Below are 15262 nucleotides of genomic sequence, written 5' to 3'. Positions count from 1 at the left end.
TGATCATCGTCGACGAAGTCGGCTACCTCCCGTTCGAGCAAGACGCCGCGAACCTGTTCTTCCAACTCGTCTCATCCCGCTACGAACACGCGTCGTTGATCCTCACCTCGAACCTGCCGTTCTCAGGCTGGGGCGGCGTCTTCGGAGACCAAGCCGTCGCCGCCGCAATGATCGACCGGATCGTTCACCACGCTGACGTCCTCACATTGAAGGGCGCCAGCTACCGGCTCCGCGGACGCGGCATCGACAGCCTCCCCAGCATCAGAACCACGACCGACGAAACCCCTGGCTAGACTGCCCGCAATCGTTCACTTTTCGAGCGCCGCAAACGTTCAGAGTTCGAGCGCCGCCGACAGCGGGGGATCGATCCCGCGCTACGCAGTGTCTTCCCCGACGGGGGACGCGCATGGGCCGGCGTCTTCGGTAGAGATGCTGCCGAGATGCTCACGCGGACGATCGGTTCTGCGCTATGGGCCTCTCCCGACGAGCGCATGGCCGTACTCATTCAACTCCCACGGGTTCTGTGCCGAAGGCTCGATCGCGTCGACGAAGTAATGCGGAATGCGCGCGATTATCGGGACCTGCGTGATGATCGACACGAACGCTACAACGAGCAGTTTTCCGGGCTTCTTCCTCTCGCGTCGAGCGCTGCGGAAAGGCGCGTCAACGCCCGTGTGTCCGCGGAGGCTCGCGCAGCTGCTCGCGCATACACCGAGTCTGTGGGCGTCACGTGGCACGCGGTCTTCAGGCTCTTCTCGAGTCGACGGTGGCCAACACACCTGCTCTACGACCACAGGAACCGAATACGGGCTCTCACCGCTCAAGGACGCCGTCGGATGCTGTCCGAGCTTCGATCGTGCGAGAGCGTCGCCGAACTGTTCGCCTATTTTGAACCGCCGACGAGTAACTAGTCCTTCGGCAAATGAATCCCACGTGATCCGGTCGTCGACCCGCCGCAGCCGCCGCTCAGGCGGTGCGGGCGATGCGTCCGAGCACGCCGTGCACGAAGGAGCCGGAGTCGTCGGTCGAGAACTCCTTCGCGAGTTCGACCGCCTCGTCGATCACGACCGCGGCGGGCACCTCATCGTTGAACATCAGCTCCCACACCGCCAGGCGCAGGATGGCGCGGTCGACCGCCGGCATCCGCTCGATCTTCCAGTCGCGCGCGTGGGTGACGATCTGCTCGTCGATGTCGTCGCGGTTGTCGATGACACCGTCGACGATCTCGCGCGCGTACAGCCACGAGGCTTCGCGAGCGGGTTCGTTCGCCGCGCGCTTCGCCTCCGCGGCGAGGGTGACCGCAAGCTCATCGCCGCGGACGTCGGACTGGAAGAGGATGTCGAGGGCGCGCTTGCGCGCCTTGGACCGTGCGCTCATCGCTTCGAAGACCGGTCGTCAGTTGACGCGGCCGAGGTAGTCGCCCGTGCGGGTGTCGACCTTGACCTTAGTGCCGGTCTCCAGGAACAGCGGCACCTGGATCTCGTAGCCGGTCTCCACGGTGGCGGGCTTGGTTCCCGCCGACGAGCGGTCGCCCTGCAGACCCGGCTCGGTGTAGGTGATCTCCAGCACGACGGAGGCCGGCAGCTCGATGTAGAGCGGGTTGCCGTTGTTGAGGGCGATCTGCACCTGCTGGTTCTCCAGCAGGAAGTTCGCGGCATCGCCGACCGTTGCGGCGCCGACCGTGATCTGGTCATAGTCGGCCACATCCATGAAGACGAAGCCCTCGCCGTCGTTGTAGAGGTAGGTGAAGTCACGGCGATCGACGTTCTCGATTTCGACCTTGGCACCCGCGTTGAACGTCTTGTCGACAACCTTGCCGGTCATGACGTTCTTCAGCTTGGTGCGCACGAACGCACCGCCCTTGCCGGGCTTGACGTGCTGGAACTCCACGACGCTCCAGAGCTGTCCGTCGATGCTGAGGACGACGCCGTTCTTGATGTCTGCGGTCGATGCCATGAGTGTGGAGTTTCCGTTCGTGAGTTCGAGGGGGCGCACGCGGTGGCGCGCGGCCGACAGTCGATCTTAGCCCACGGCCGCGCGGGCGTCCGGGGCTCAGCCTTCGGCGGCGCCGACGATGACATCGATCAGCAGCGTCGTGGCACGCGCGTAGCCGGCGACGCCCTCGCCGATCACATGCACGACGGCGACGTCAGCCACGTACGAGTGGTGGCGGAAGCTCTCACGCTCGTACACGTTGGAGATGTGCACTTCGGCCACCGGCAGCGACACCCCCGACAGCGCATCGCGGAGCACGACGGAGGTGTGGGTGAGACCTCCCGGGTTGATCACGATCCCCGCGCAGGTCGTGCGCGCCTCGTGGATCGCATCGATCAGCACACCCTCGTGGTTGCTCTGGACCGCCTCGACGTCGAAGCCGCGCGCAGCCGCGGCATCCTGGACGATCCGCTCCACGTCGGCGAGGGTGTCGTGCCCGTAGACGTCGGGCTCGCGGATGCCGAGCAGGTTGAGGTTGGGGCCGTTCACCAGCAGGAGGCGTCGAGGGGTCGTCACGCGCTCACCCTACCGGCACGCACCATCACGAGCTCGGGACCGATGACGCTCGTGAGCCTCTCCCCCGTCGCGACGAAGCCGACTTTGCGATAGGCACCCTGCGCGCGATGGTTCTCGGCGTGCACATCGAGCGTCAGCTCGTCGGCCCCACGATCCCGGGCCCATGCCCCGGCCACATCGACGAGGCGCCCGAGCAGTCCCATACCCCGGTGCGACGGCGCCACGTAGACGCCCACGATGTCTGCGCGCGCCTCGGTCACGGGTCGACCCAGATGATCGGCGGTGCCCGCCGCCCGGAGAAGGACGGTCACCGTGCCGACCCACCGCCCGTCGTCGTCGGCGATGAACTGAGCGGCCTCGTCGGACAGCGACGCGCCCGCGGCGCGCTCGCGCCAGAACACCTCGTCGTGCGCACGCTCCTGTTCGACGGTGGACAGGAAAGCGATGGATGCCGCCGGATCGCCGACGGCCTCGATGCGGAGGTCGCGGATCTCCCGCCACTCCGCAGCCCGCACACGCCGGACGACCGGCTCGCTCACTCGGCGACTTCTTGATAGGCCGCGAACAGGAGGGACTCGTCCGGGGCCTGCAGAACGGTCGGCTTCGCGATGTCGTCGAGGACGATGAAGCGCAGCATCGCACCGCGCGTCTTCTTGTCGCGCTGCATGGTGGCCAGCAGCTGCTTCCACGCGCCCGCTCGGTACGAGGTCGGCAGTCCGAGCAGTTCGAGGATGCGGCGGTGCCGCACGGCCGCGTCGTCGGAGAGGCGGCCGGCGAGCCGCGACAGCTCCGCGGCGAAGAGCATGCCGATCGAGATCGCCGCGCCGTGGCGCCACTGATACCGCTCGGCGTGCTCGATCGCGTGGCCGAGCGTGTGCCCATAGTTGAGCACCTCGCGCAGCCCCGCCTCGCGCAGGTCCTCGCCGACGACGCGCGCCTTCATGTCGATCGCCAGCTCGATGCAGCGGCGGAAGGCCGGCGACTGCGGATCGACGGCGGCGTCGGGATCCGCCTCGATCAGATCGAGGATCTCCGGATACCAGATGAAGCCGGCCTTGACGACTTCGGCGAATCCGGCGACCCGTTCGTTGCGACTGAGGGTATCGAGCTGTGTCAGGTCGCAGATGACGGCGCGCGGCGGCCAGAACGCACCGACGAGGTTCTTGCCCTCGTTGGTGTTGATGCCGGTCTTGCCGCCGACCGCGGCATCCACCATGCCGAGCACCGTGGTGGGCACCTGCACGACCGCGACGCCGCGCAGCCACGTCGCCGCGACGAAGCCGGCGAGGTCGGTGACGGCACCGCCGCCGAAGCCGACGACCGCGTCGGTGCGGGTGAAGTCGGCCTGCCCCATCACCTGCCAGCAGAACGCCGCGACTTCGACACGCTTGCCCTGCTCGGCGTCCGGCACCTCGGCGAGCAGCACCTGACGCTCCCCCGAGGCGAGCAGCGACGCGCGCAGTTCGGTGGCGGCGGCCGACAGCGTCGGCGGGTGCACGATGAGCACTTTCTGCGCGGCGGGCGGCAAAACGTCGCCCACCATGCCGAGGATGCCCCGTCCGATCGTGATGTCGTAGGGCTGGTCGCCGGCGACGCCGATGACGGTGGTGTCGGTCATTCGTGTGCTCCTCGGGCGTGATCGTCGCCGGCCAGCTCCGCCTCGATCCACGCCGCGAGGGCGTCGACCGCATCTTGCAGAGGACCGGCGGACGTGTCGAAGCTCACCTGGGCGAGCCGTTCGTAGAGGGGGCGCCGTGCGGCGTAGATCTCCTGCCAGCGCTCGACGGCGTCGCCCTCCTGCAGGAGGGGGCGCGCGCCGCCGCGGATGCGGGCGGCCACATTGTGCGGGGCGACGGTCAGCAGTGCGACGTGGTGATGGGCCAGCGCCGCCTGGGTGTCAGGGTGCAGCACCGCTCCCCCGCCGAGTGCGACGATGCCGCCCGCCTGCAGAGCATCGGCCACGGCCCGGCGCTCCAGCTCGCGGAAGTGCTCCTCGCCGTGGGTGGAGAAGATGGTCTCGATCGGGCCGTGCTCACGAACGATCACGGCGTCGCTGTCGGTGAACGGCAGGCCGAGGCGTTTTGCCACGCGCTTGCCGACGCTCGTCTTCCCCGCCCCCATCGGGCCGATGAGGACGATCGCAGGGCTCGTCATCCGAGGGCGTCGTCGCTGTCCGAGGCCGTCTGCAGGGTCTCGGGGATCGCGGAGAGGTAGCTGCGGAGATTACGAGCCGTCTCGGCGACGCTGTCGCCGCCGAACTTCTCCAGCACCGCTTCGGCGAGCACGATCGCGACCATCGCCTCGGCCACCACGCCCGCCGCGGGCACGGCGCAGACGTCGGAGCGCTGATGGTGCGCGGTGGCGGCCTCGCCCGTCGTGACGTCGATCGTGCGCAGCGCGTGCGGCACGGTCGCGATCGGCTTCATGCCCGCGCGCACGCGCAGCACCGTCCCGGTGGACATGCCGCCCTCCGTGCCGCCGGCCTTGTCCGAGGAGCGTGTGATGCCCTCGGATGCCGCGAACAGCTCGTCGTGCGCCGCCGAGCCGCGCCGACGCGTGGTCTCGAAGCCGTCGCCGACCTCCACGCCCTTGATCGCCTGGATGCTCATGAGGGCCTGCGCGAGCTTGCCGTCGAGGCGGCGATCCCACTGCACGTGGGAACCCAGCCCGGGGGGCAGGCCGTAGGCGAGAACCTCGACGATGCCGCCCAGCGTGTCGCCGTCCTTCTTCGCGGCATCCACTTCGGCGACCATCTCTTCCGAGGTGGCGGGATCGAAGCAGCGCAGCGGGTCCGCGTCGAGTGTGGCGACGTCGTCCGGAGTGGGAAGGGTCGCCCCTGCCGGCACCTGAACGGGGCCGATCGACAGCGTGTGGCTGACGAGACGGATTCCGAGCTCACCGAGGAACGAGCGGGCGATCGCGCCCAGAGCGACGCGCGCCGCCGTCTCGCGAGCACTCGCGCGTTCGAGGATCGGACGCGCCTCGTCGAACCCGTACTTCTGCATGCCGACCAGGTCGGCGTGGCCCGGGCGGGGGCGCGTGAGCGCGGCGCCGCGGCCGCGAGACATCTCGGTCATCTCGACCGGCTCGGCACTCATGACCTCGGTCCACTTGGGCCACTCGGTGTTGCCGATGCGCAGCGCGATCGGGCTGCCCATGCTGAGGCCGTGCCGGACGCCAGCGGAGATCGTCAGTTCGTCCTCTTCGAACTTCATCCGCGAGCCGCGGCCGTAGCCGAGCTTGCGACGCGCGAGATCTGCCTGGATCGCGGCGCGGGAGACGGGGACGCCGGCGGGCAGTCCCTCCATGAAGGCGACGAGTTCGGGGCCGTGCGATTCGCCGGCCGTGAGCACGCGGAGCATTCGCCTAGTCTCCCACGAGCGCACGGGCCATGATGTCCACGACGGCATCCTCATCGGGCAGTGGGTGGTCGACGTCGCCCGTTCGGAACACGCGGATCTGCAGCACGGCCTGTCGCACGAGCATGCCGAGGCCGTTGACGGCGGGAGCACCCGCCGCCTGCCACGCCACGGCCAGCGGGGTCGGCCAGTGGCCGTACACGACGTCGTAGAGCAGCCCCCCGCCGGACGCGATCCGTCTGGCGGTGTCGTCCGGCAGCGCGGCGCCGCCGGGCAGGGTGGAGACGGTGAGCGGGACGGAAGCCGGCGCCACCGTGTCCGGCGCCGCGATCGAGACGGCGACCGACAGACGCTCCCCCAGCTCGGCAAGGGCGTGGGCCGCGTCGGGGCGTCGCGCGACCACCTCGACCGTGCGCGCGCCGAGCTGCGCGAGCGCGACGAGCGCCGACGTCGCCGTCGCCCCCGCGCCGACGATGCGGCCGGTCTCGATCGCCTCGAGACCATGGGCTCGCACGTCGCCGACGATTCCGCCGACATCCGTATTGAACCCCCGCCACTGTCCGTCCGCGCGAACGAGCGTGTTGACGGCGCCGGTGAGCTCGGCCGTACGATCGCGGTGCGTCGCGGCGGCGAAGGCCTCGGTCTTCAGGGGGAACGTCAGCGAGAGGCCCCGAAACGCCGCGCCCAGGCCGCCCAGCTCGCGCGAGAAGTCCGCCGCTGCGACTCGTCGGCGTCCATAGGTCCAGTCCCATCCCAGCGCGGCGTACGCCGCGGCGTGGATCCGCGGCGAGAGGCTGTGAGCGATCGGGTCGCCCCACACCTCCAGGAGCGATCCGGTCGGGACCTCAGCAGTCGGCACTGTCATTGGCCGCGCACCACTGCTGCCACTGGGCCACGGCCTTCTCGTGCTCGGCATACGTGGTGCTGAAGATCGTCTCGCCGGTGTCCAGGTTGACCGTCACGAAGTACAGCCACGGCCCGTCTGCCGGGTGCATCGCCGCGTCGATGGCCAGGTCCCCGGGGTTGGCGATCGGCCCGATCGGCAGACCCTGGTGCAGATACGTGTTCCACGGGTTGTCGTTGGCGAGGGCTTCTGCCGAGGAGCTGGCCGTGCCCTTGTTGATCTCGTTGTAGCCGTACTGCGCCGTCGAGTCCATCTGCAGCAGGCCGTGCGTCTCCTCGTTGTTGGGGTCGAGGCGGTTCTCGATCACTCGGGACACCTTGTAGAAGTCGGCCGTGAATCGTGCCTCGCGCTGGATGATCGACGCGACGGTGAGGATGCGCTCGCGCTGGTCGGTCGGCACGCCGGCCTTGTCGAGAGAGGCCACCGTGCGATCGACGAGTGTCTTGATAACCTGCTGCGCCGTCGTCCCGGGATCGAACGTATAGGTCGCCGGGAACAGCCAGCCCTCGAGCGTCGCCGCGCTGACGCCGTACTGCGAGGGATCGGCGACTGCCGCCTGCAGATCGGCGAGCGGGATGCCGGTTCCGTCGGCGAGTCGCGTCAGGGTCGAGCCCATGGTCAAGCCCTCGGGCAGCTGCGCGGTGTTCTCGCGTCGGCTGCTGGGGTCTTCCAGAGCCTTCAGGGCCGCCGCGGACGACATCTTCTGCTTGAGCGTGTACACGCCCGGTTGGAAGTCCGGGTTCTGGCCGGTCTTGATCAGGTAGTCGTAGAAGGCGGTGTCCGTCTTCGTGACGCCCGCCTGGAACAGCGACGTCGAGATCGTCGATCCGGTGTCGCCCGTGACGATCGTCACCGTCGCGTCGCCCTCGGCGATGCCGTCCTCGTAGTCCTTGGGCTCTTCCCACCCCATGAACGCGCGGATCTTGTCCTCGTAGGTGTTCCAGACGTAGAAGCCGCCCCCCACGATGCCGCCGAGGATCGCGAGGATCACCCCGAAGATCACCCAGCCCGCGATGCGGCTCTTGCGGCGATCGCGGTCGTGGCTCTTGCCGCGCCCGCGGTCGGAGTGTGCATCCCCGCTGAAGAGCGCATCGAGCTGCTGATGTACCGGAGCGGCTGCGCCCGCCGACGGCTCCGAGGTCGCCGCGGCGGCGGCAGGGCGCGGCTCGACGGCATCCTCGGCTGTCCGCGCGGGTACCGGCGCCGCGATCGGCGCGGCCGGCTCCGACGGCGCCGTGTCGCGTGCGGCGTTCGCCGCGGCAGCGGCCTCCCTCGCGGCGCGGCGCGACGGCGGCACAGACGCCCCCTCGCCGGACGTCGGTGCCTGATCGCGCGGCGTCGGCAGCTTGCTGAACAGGTCCGCGAACTCGTCGTCGTTCGGCGGGGTGTCAGGCATCAGGCGGGCTCCTGCGGGTCGGGCAACGCAGCGCCGGCAGGGGCGCCGGTGCTCTTCTCGACGTCGATCGCCTGCTGCAGCAGGACGACGGCGGCGACTTGGTCGACAATCCTACGAGACGAACGCTGGGAGCGTCCGGCATCGCGCAGGGCCGCGTGCGCGCTCACCGTGCTGAGGCGTTCATCGACGAGGCGGACCTCCAGCCCGGATGCCGCCCGTACCTCCCTCGCGAAGGCGCGGGCATCCTCGGTGGAGGCTGTCTCCCCACCGGACAGACTGATCGGCAGCCCGACGAGCAGTTCCATCGCGGAGTACTCCTCGGCGAGCCGCGCGATGTGCGCCGCCGCGGCATCCGTTCGCGCAACCGTCTCGACAGGAACGGCGAGCAGTCCGTCGCGGTCGCACCGGGCGACCCCGATCCGCGCCTTGCCGACGTCGATCCCGAGGCGCACGCCCGGTCGGAACCCGCTCACGCGCCGGGGGTCTCCAGTGCGCGCGTCACCGCTGCGAGCGCGTGCGGGAGGGCATCCGGATCCGTTCCGCCGCCCTGCGCCACATCGTCACGTCCGCCGCCGCCGCCGCCGAGCGCGGCTGCGGCGTTCTTCGCGAGCACGCCCGCCTTCGCTCCCGCCGCGCGGGCAGCGTCGTCGGTGGCGACGATGACGACGGGCCGGCCGCCGACGACGGCGCCGAGCGCGACGACGGCACCGGCGCCCACGCGCTCGCGCACCTGGAGGGCGAGCGTGCGCACGTCGTCCGCCGAGGCCGCGACACCCAACGATTGGGCGACGAGACGGAATGCTCCGGTCGCCTGGGCCGATCCGGCCAGTTCCGGCAGCCGGCTCTCCAGGGCCTTCGCCTCGAACTGCGCGATGCGCTTCTCGGCCGCCTTCAGGCTTGCGGCCAGATCCGCGACTCGGCTGGCCAGCTGGTCCTTCGGCGTCTTCAGCGAGGTCGACAGCTGTGAGACGATGGCGCGTTCGGCAGCGAGCTCCCGGAAGGCGTCGAGACCGACGAGGGCTTCCACCCGTCGCGTGGAGGCGCCCACCGACGACTCTCCGACGAGGTTGATGAGGCCGATCTCCGCGCTCGAGCCGACGTGGGTGCCGCCGCACAGTTCGCGCGACCAGGGCCCGCCGATGTCGACCATACGCACCGTGTCGCCGTACTTCTCCCCGAACAGCGCCATCGCGCCGGCTGCCTTGGCCTCGTCGAGGGGCAGCACACGGGTGGTCACCTGCAGGTTGTCGCGGACCGCGTTGTTGGCGATCTCCTCGATCTCCGTCTTGGTCGCCTCCGTCAGCGTCTGACCCCACGAGAAGTCGAACCGCATGTAGCCGGCGCGGTTGAGCGATCCGGCCTGCGTCGCGGACTTCCCGAGGGTGTCGCGGAGGGCGGCGTGCACGAGGTGGGTCGCGGAGTGCGCCTGCTGCGCGGCACGGCGGTTGACGGCATCCACGACGCTCGTCGCCGGCTGGCCGACGCCGACCTCGCCGGAGGTCACCTCGACCGTGTGGCTGACCAACCCCGGCACCGGACGCTGCACGTCCAGCACCTCGAGCTCGTAGCCCGGTCCCACGATCACACCCCTGTCGGCGACCTGGCCGCCGCTCTCCGCGTAGAGCGAGGTCTCGGCGAGGATCACTTCGGCGATCTGGCCCTGCAGCGCTCGCTGCGCGGGGGCGCCGTCGACGAGCAGTCCGAGGACGGTCGACTCGGTCTCCCAGTCGGTGTACCCGGTGAAGACCGTCTCGCCCTTCGCGCGGAAGTCGCGGTAGATGCTCGTGTCGGCGAGCTGGCGCTTGCGTGAGCGGGCGTCGGCCTTCGCTCGGGCCCGCTGCTCGTGCATCAGGGTGTCGAACGCGTCGCGGTCGACGGTGAGCCCGGCCTCTTCGACGATCTCCATCGTGAGATCGATCGGGAAGCCGTACGTGTCGTGGAGCAGGAACGCCTCCGCGCCGCCGATCGAGGTGGTCCCGGCATCCTTGGCCGCCGCGATGGACGCGTCGAGGTTCTCCGAGCCTGCGGCGAGCGTGCGCAGGAACGTGGCCTCCTCCGCGAGGGCATAAGTCACGAGACGGTCGTAGTCGGTGCCGACCACCGGGTAGGCGTCCTTCATGGCATCCCGCGACGCCGCGAACAGGGTCGCGAACGTCGCTCCGTCCACACCCAGCAGACGCATGGAGCGGATGACGCGGCGCATGAGGCGGCGGAGGATGTAGCCGCGACCTTCGTTCGCCGGGGTCACGCCGTCGCTCAGCAGCATGAGCGAGGAGCGCACGTGGTCGGCGACGACGCGGAAACGGACGTCGTCGTCGTGGTTCGCGCCGTAGGACTTTCCCGACAGGGCGACGGCGGCATCGAGCACGGGGCGCACCTGATCGGTCTCGTACATGTTGTCGACGCCCTGCTTGAGGAACGCGATGCGCTCCAGGCCCATGCCGGTGTCGATGTTCTTGTTGGGCAGCTCTCCGACGATCGTGAAGTCGTACTTGCTGCGCACATCCGTGATCTCGTACTGCATGAACACGAGGTTCCAGATCTCGACATAGCGGTCGTCGTCGGTTGCCGGTCCGCCGTCGATGCCGTACGCGGGGCCGCGGTCGAAGAAGATCTCCGAGCAGGGGCCCGCGGGGCCGGGCAGGCCCGTCGACCAGTAGTTCGTGTCCTTACCCAGGCGCTGGATGCGTTCTTCGGGAAGGTCGGTCAGACGCAGCCACAGGTCGTGCGCCTCGTCATCCTCTTCGTAGACCGTGACCCACAGGTCCTTCGGGTCGAAGCCGAGCCCGCCCTCCTCCTCGGAGGTGGTCAGCAGCTCCCAGGCGTAGCGGATGGCGCCTTCCTTGAAGTAGTCGCCGAACGACCAGTTGCCGAGCATCTGGAAGAAGGTGCCGTGTCGCGGGGTCTTGCCGACTTCTTCGATGTCGTTGGTGCGGATGCACTTCTGGTTGTCGGCCGCGCGCGGGTAGGGCGCCGGCACGTCGCCGGAGAGGTAGGGAATGAAGGGCACCATTCCGGCGACGGTGAACAGCAGTGCCGGGTCGTCGGTGACCAGGGACGCGGAGGGCACGATCGTGTGCCCGTTCTTCTCGAAGTAGTCCAGGTAGCGCTGGGCGATCTCGGCGGTCTTCATCTGTGGGTTCCTCGGCAGAGCACGGGCGTGCGGGATCGGGCGGTCCCGGACGGGACGGGACGGTGCGGGGTGGGTCAGTCGGCGTTCTTGACGACGTCGTGCGCGGCGTCCACGGCGCTGGATGCCGCGTCCTTCGCGGCCTCGACGGCGTTCGCGGCGGCATCCTTGACGTCTTCGGCGATGCCGTCGATCTTCGCCTCCTGGGCGCGATATGCCTCGCCGATGCGGTCGGTGAACTCGGTGATGCGCGCATCGACCTCGGCGAGAACTTCGTGGCCGCGCGGATCCTTGTTCACGAAGTGGGCGGCGACGAAGCCTCCCGCGAGACCCACGACGAACCACAGCACCTTCTTCATGCGTTCCATGTTAGGTGCACGGCTCGTGTCGGTGGGTCTGCGGGAACGCCGAAGGGCGCCGGGGAGAACCCCGACGCCCTTCGGATGTGCATGCGCTCAGCGCGCGGCGTAGTACTCGACGACGAGCTGGACGTCACCGGTGACGGGGACCTCCGCACGCTTCGGACGACGCACGAGCTTGGCCTGCAGCTTGTCGAGCTCGACCTCGAGGTAGCCCGGGACGGGGGGCAGAACCTCGGCGTGGCCACCGAGGGCGGCGACCTGGAAGGGCTCCAGCGACTCGCTCTTGGGCTTGACGTGGATGGTCTGACCCGGCTTCACGCGGAACGACGGGCGGTCGACGAGCTGGCCGTCCACGAGGATGTGGCGGTGCACGACGAGCTGACGGGCCTGCGCCGTGGTGCGGGCGAAGCTGGCACGCAGCACGAGGGCGTCGAGGCGCATCTCGAGCAGCTCGACGAGGTTCTCACCCGTCAGGCCGTCCTGACGACGAGCCTCATTGAACGTGTTGCGCATCTGCTTCTCGCGGATGCCGTACTGCTCGCGCAGACGCTGCTTCTCGCGGAGGCGGACGGCGAAGTCGCTGTCCTGCTTGCGCTTGGTGCGGCCGTGCTCGCCGGGAGCATACGGGCGCTTCTCGAGATACTTGGCTGCCTTGGGGGTCAGCGCGACGCCGAGGGCGCGCGACAGACGCACCTTGCGGCGGTCCTGGGACTTCGTAGCCACGAAGTGTTCCTTTCGTTACGCGGACGCGACTGTCGCGCCTCGCGGACGTATCGCCTCTCCTCGCCCTGTCCGGACTGCACGCCGGGGCATGCCGGAAGGTCGGTGAAGAAAAGAGGGGATGCCCGAAAACCGGTTTCGAGCCACTCCACTGTATCAGAGGGCGTCCGCGTTTGAATTGCAGCGATAGATGTCGCGGTTGTCGCGTCGTTCAGTGTCCGATGAGGAGGGCTTCCTGGGCGGCGTCGACGGCCTCGGGCGTGAGGTGGGTGTGCCCGTTGATGTCAAGAACACGTCGGATCTGAGTGACGAGGCGATCGGCGAGGCGGAAGTTCCCGTTCGTGGCGCGCACGATCGCGGCGAGGGCGGCGGTGTGAGCGAGCCCTGAATCACCGGGGTCTGGTGCGGGGAGGCGCTGTGTGACGACGGCGGTGAGTTCGTCACTGCGGAGAGGACGGTATTCGTGGGCGAAGCCGATGCGGCTGTAGAGCTGAGGGTAGCGCGCGAGGCGTTTTTCAATGCCGGGCATGCCGATGAGGATGACGCCCATGTGGTGGCGGTCGTAGAAATCGCGGACTTGTTCGAGGCCGGCGGTTTTGAGCCGGTCGGCTTCGTCGATGATAAGCAGTTCTGTGTTCCCGCTGTGTTGGGATTCGGGATGGACGTAGGGGTCGACGTGACCGTACCGGGCATGATCAATGGCCCACGAGACTTGTTGGCACGCGCGGGGCAGGCCCTGGTCGATCTGCTTGATGGTGGCGGCGACGGTGGGGGTGAAGAACGCCGTTCGACTCTGCTGGACGCCCTCGGGGACGGGAGGGAGCAGGCCACCGTTTCGGGCGAGCGGGTACCACTGTTCCCAGTCGTCGGTGCCGGCGTAGTGGCGGGCGGAGAGAGTCTTGCCGATGCCGGGCGGACCGTAGCAGAGGCCGATGAAGCGGTGTGAGCGTACGGTGTCGGCGAACTCCACGAATCGTCGGTGCTCTCGGGTGCTGACGAACGCGGGGCGGGTGTCGGTGTGTGGTGGGGGCGCCTGGGTGAATTCGTCGAAGGTGCCGTTGAGGAACCGTCGCCCGTCGTCGTCCGCGCCGACGAGGACGGACACCGGCTTTCCGACGGTCGATTCAGTCGTTGGCATAGGTCCTCAGCCTGTGTCTCTTCGATTGCGGGGCTGGCGCGTCGGGCTCGGAGGGAGAGAGAGGCGCGGCCGCGGGTCGGTGCCGAGTGTCTTCCGGCAGAGAGCTGGCGACGTTGCTGAGGGAGCGAAGTTGCTGCTTCAGCGCCCGGCGCCGGGTGTTCCTTGCGCTCTGCAGGTCGGCGAAGGTGATCGTTTCGGAGGAGCGTTCAGGGGCGATCGCGCGGCATAGGAACGCGTTGTCGTGAAACAGTCGGATCTCGCCGAGGTCGCGGGGGTCGTATCGGACGGTGACGTCTTCACCGACGTAGGCGGCGAGGACGGGCGAAACGTATCGGGTGGAGGCGAATCGGATGCCGTCGCGCTGCACTCGTCTGGTGGCGGTGGCGGTCAGCAACAGCAGGTCGAGGTCTTCCGAGTGTGCGGGCATACGCGGGATGAAGCTCCCGCTGCGCCAGCGCGCGTCCGGTGCCGTCCCGGTCGCGGAGTGCGGGCGCTCGTTGTACTCGTCGACGATGAACCGCTCGAGGACGTCATCGAGCTGGTGCAGGGTCAACATGGGGGCGCTGGTGGGTGTGCCGCCGGTGCCGTGCGGGATGAAGCCAGGTAGGTGCGGGAGCAATTCGGTCGTGATGGTGCGGTAGAACCGCTCGATCTTGCCGCGTCCTTGCGGAACGCCGACCCGCGAGTGAATGAGGCGCACGTGCAGATCCAGACACACCTGTTCGATCCGAGCAGAGGTGAAATCCGACCCGTGATCGCTGTAGAGAACATCGGGGAGCCCCGACACCACCCACGAGGCATGTCGTTTCCGGCTCGCGGCCTGGTGAAACGCCAGTGCGGAGCGCTCGGACGTGGGCGCCGAAACCGCTAAGGCGTATCCGGCGACGGCACGGGAGTAGTCATCGAGCACGATCGTCAGCCAGGGGCGCACAGGCGTCTGCTTGTCGTCGAGGATCATCACGTCCAGCAGCGTGCGGTCCATCTGCCACTGCTCATTCGGGGCGGTTGTCGTACGCCGGTAGACGAGCTCGAATTTGTCGCGATAGGCGTCACCGCCCTCAGCGAGAGCTGTCAGGCCCGGGTCGATAGCGTGCACGATTTGGCGAACGGTCGTGTACCCGGGAGCTGGCAAACCTCGATCGCGCGCGATATCGCCGACGCGCCGATGGATGTACGCGATGGTGGGAGCCGGCCGGCGCACGGCCAGCGCCTCGATCGCCGTGACCAGTTCCGTGGGGATACGGGAGGCACCTTTATCTCGGCGAGGCGGTCTTGCGAGCTGCCCCGCACCGATGCGAGCGGCCCATCGTTGCAAGGTTCGCACCGTGACGCCGGAGTGCTCCGCGATCCGCGTCCACGGCACACCGTCGAGGTGTTGGCGCACAAGCTCGGCTTTCTGCCGGTCGCTGAGGTGCGCCATGATCCCTCGTCAGGCCCGCTCGACGTGATCGGCCAGGTGCCGGTAGATCGTGGGCCGGGATACCCCGAAGGTGTCGGCGATCTCTTGCACGGTGTGCGCACTCTCGTCGTACATCGCGCGGGCCTGTCGAATCTTCGTCGGCGTCATCTTGAACTTTGGGCCGCCCTTACGCCCCCGAGCTCGCGCCGCCGCCAGGCCATCATGCGTCCGTTCCACAATCAGGTCGTGCTCGAACTCGGCGATCGTGGCGAGCATATGGGGCTCTTCGCAGTTGAGGGTGTAGTCGAGGGTCGGCGGCTGGTTCGCGGATAGACGTCGAGGT

At 68.6% G+C, this 15262-nt stretch carries 17 protein-coding genes; 1 reads left to right on the top strand and 16 read right to left on the bottom strand.

All coding sequences use genetic code 11. The annotated features are described in order from the left end of the window. Positions 1-293, top strand: a 293-nt coding sequence (locus tag AS96_RS14070; RefSeq protein WP_036291070.1) for an ATP-binding protein, incomplete at its 5' end; no start/stop codon positions are given. Between the two features lie 673 nt (positions 294-966). On the opposite strand, the gene nusB is transcribed toward AS96_RS14070, so the two are convergent. From nusB to AS96_RS13990, 16 genes are all read right to left on the bottom strand, one after another. Continuing rightward, positions 967-1377, bottom strand: coding sequence for a transcription antitermination factor NusB (gene nusB / locus AS96_RS14065; protein WP_036291068.1), 411 nt, complete (start codon positions 1375-1377; stop codon positions 967-969). Between the two features lie 18 nt (positions 1378-1395). Further along, positions 1396-1956, bottom strand: a complete 561-nt coding sequence (gene efp, locus AS96_RS14060; protein WP_036283795.1) for an elongation factor P — start codon at positions 1954-1956, stop codon at positions 1396-1398. Between the two features lie 96 nt (positions 1957-2052). Then, entirely contained in the window at positions 2053-2511 is a 459-nt protein-coding gene (gene aroQ, locus AS96_RS14055; RefSeq protein WP_036291065.1) for a type II 3-dehydroquinate dehydratase, read from the bottom strand. Beyond that, entirely contained in the window at positions 2508-3050 is a 543-nt protein-coding gene (locus AS96_RS14050) for a GNAT family N-acetyltransferase (protein ID WP_036291063.1), read from the bottom strand. The genes aroQ and AS96_RS14050 overlap by 4 nt, the downstream gene beginning before the upstream one ends. Further along, positions 3047-4129 (bottom strand): 3-dehydroquinate synthase, encoded by a 1083-nt coding sequence (aroB, locus tag AS96_RS14045; protein WP_036291061.1) that lies wholly within the window; start codon positions 4127-4129, stop codon positions 3047-3049. The genes AS96_RS14050 and aroB overlap by 4 nt, the downstream gene beginning before the upstream one ends. Beyond that, positions 4126-4665, bottom strand: a complete 540-nt coding sequence (locus tag AS96_RS14040; protein ID WP_036291058.1) for a shikimate kinase — start codon at positions 4663-4665, stop codon at positions 4126-4128. Before AS96_RS14040 ends, aroB begins: the two co-directional genes overlap by 4 nt. After that, positions 4662-5873, bottom strand: a complete 1212-nt coding sequence (gene aroC / locus AS96_RS14035) for a chorismate synthase (protein WP_036291056.1) — start codon at positions 5871-5873, stop codon at positions 4662-4664. The genes AS96_RS14040 and aroC overlap by 4 nt, the downstream gene beginning before the upstream one ends. Positions 5874-5877: 4 nt before the next feature. Beyond that, on the bottom strand, positions 5878-6735 hold the full coding sequence (locus AS96_RS14030; RefSeq protein WP_005049546.1) for a shikimate dehydrogenase: 858 nt from the start codon (positions 6733-6735) through the stop codon (positions 5878-5880). Next, positions 6716-8170, bottom strand: coding sequence for an endolytic transglycosylase MltG (mltG, locus tag AS96_RS14025; protein ID WP_036291054.1), 1455 nt, complete (start codon positions 8168-8170; stop codon positions 6716-6718). The genes AS96_RS14030 and mltG overlap by 20 nt, the downstream gene beginning before the upstream one ends. After that, positions 8170-8643, bottom strand: a complete 474-nt coding sequence (gene ruvX, locus AS96_RS14020) for a Holliday junction resolvase RuvX (RefSeq protein WP_036291052.1) — start codon at positions 8641-8643, stop codon at positions 8170-8172. Before ruvX ends, mltG begins: the two co-directional genes overlap by 1 nt. After that, positions 8640-11303 (bottom strand): alanine--tRNA ligase, encoded by a 2664-nt coding sequence (gene alaS, locus AS96_RS14015; RefSeq protein WP_036291050.1) that lies wholly within the window; start codon positions 11301-11303, stop codon positions 8640-8642. The genes ruvX and alaS overlap by 4 nt, the downstream gene beginning before the upstream one ends. Before the next feature lie 74 nt (positions 11304-11377). Beyond that, positions 11378-11659: an ATPase gene (locus AS96_RS14010; RefSeq protein WP_231477285.1), complete on the bottom strand. Its 282-nt coding sequence runs from the start codon at positions 11657-11659 to the stop codon at positions 11378-11380. Positions 11660-11755: 96 nt separating this feature from the next. Next, positions 11756-12385: a 30S ribosomal protein S4 gene (gene rpsD, locus AS96_RS14005; protein WP_036291047.1), complete on the bottom strand. Its 630-nt coding sequence runs from the start codon at positions 12383-12385 to the stop codon at positions 11756-11758. 208 nt (positions 12386-12593) lie between these two features. Beyond that, positions 12594-13352 carry an AAA family ATPase gene (locus tag AS96_RS15135; protein WP_081768077.1) on the bottom strand — a complete coding sequence of 253 codons (759 nt, stop codon included), beginning with the start codon at positions 13350-13352 and terminating at the stop codon, positions 12594-12596. 154 nt (positions 13353-13506) lie between these two features. After that, on the bottom strand, positions 13507-14940 hold the full coding sequence (locus tag AS96_RS13995) for a Mu transposase C-terminal domain-containing protein (protein ID WP_036291044.1): 1434 nt from the start codon (positions 14938-14940) through the stop codon (positions 13507-13509). Between the two features lie 9 nt (positions 14941-14949). Then, the coding region (locus AS96_RS13990; protein WP_231477284.1) for a helix-turn-helix domain-containing protein at positions 14950-15262 on the bottom strand (313 nt) is incomplete at its 5' end.

This window comes from Microbacterium sp. MRS-1 (genome assembly GCF_000585455.1).
GTDB lineage: Bacteria > Actinomycetota > Actinomycetes > Actinomycetales > Microbacteriaceae > Microbacterium > Microbacterium laevaniformans.
The sequence above is the reverse complement of the archived record's forward strand: the minus strand, read 5'-3'. Positions and strand labels throughout refer to the sequence as shown.

Coding starts and splice junctions, on each gene's coding strand:
- nusB (WP_036291068.1), bottom strand. CDS start 1,377: ATGAGCGCACGGTCCAAGGCGCGCAAGCGCGCCCTCGACATCCTCTTC.
- efp (WP_036283795.1), bottom strand. CDS start 1,956: ATGGCATCGACCGCAGACATCAAGAACGGCGTCGTCCTCAGCATCGAC.
- aroB (WP_036291061.1), bottom strand. CDS start 4,129: ATGACCGACACCACCGTCATCGGCGTCGCCGGCGACCAGCCCTACGAC.
- AS96_RS14040 (WP_036291058.1), bottom strand. CDS start 4,665: ATGACGAGCCCTGCGATCGTCCTCATCGGCCCGATGGGGGCGGGGAAG.
- aroC (WP_036291056.1), bottom strand. CDS start 5,873: ATGCTCCGCGTGCTCACGGCCGGCGAATCGCACGGCCCCGAACTCGTC.
- AS96_RS14030 (WP_005049546.1), bottom strand. CDS start 6,735: ATGACAGTGCCGACTGCTGAGGTCCCGACCGGATCGCTCCTGGAGGTG.
- mltG (WP_036291054.1), bottom strand. CDS start 8,170: ATGCCTGACACCCCGCCGAACGACGACGAGTTCGCGGACCTGTTCAGC.
- alaS (WP_036291050.1), bottom strand. CDS start 11,303: ATGAAGACCGCCGAGATCGCCCAGCGCTACCTGGACTACTTCGAGAAG.
- AS96_RS14010 (WP_231477285.1), bottom strand. CDS start 11,659: ATGAAGAAGGTGCTGTGGTTCGTCGTGGGTCTCGCGGGAGGCTTCGTC.
- AS96_RS13995 (WP_036291044.1), bottom strand. CDS start 14,940: ATGGCGCACCTCAGCGACCGGCAGAAAGCCGAGCTTGTGCGCCAACAC.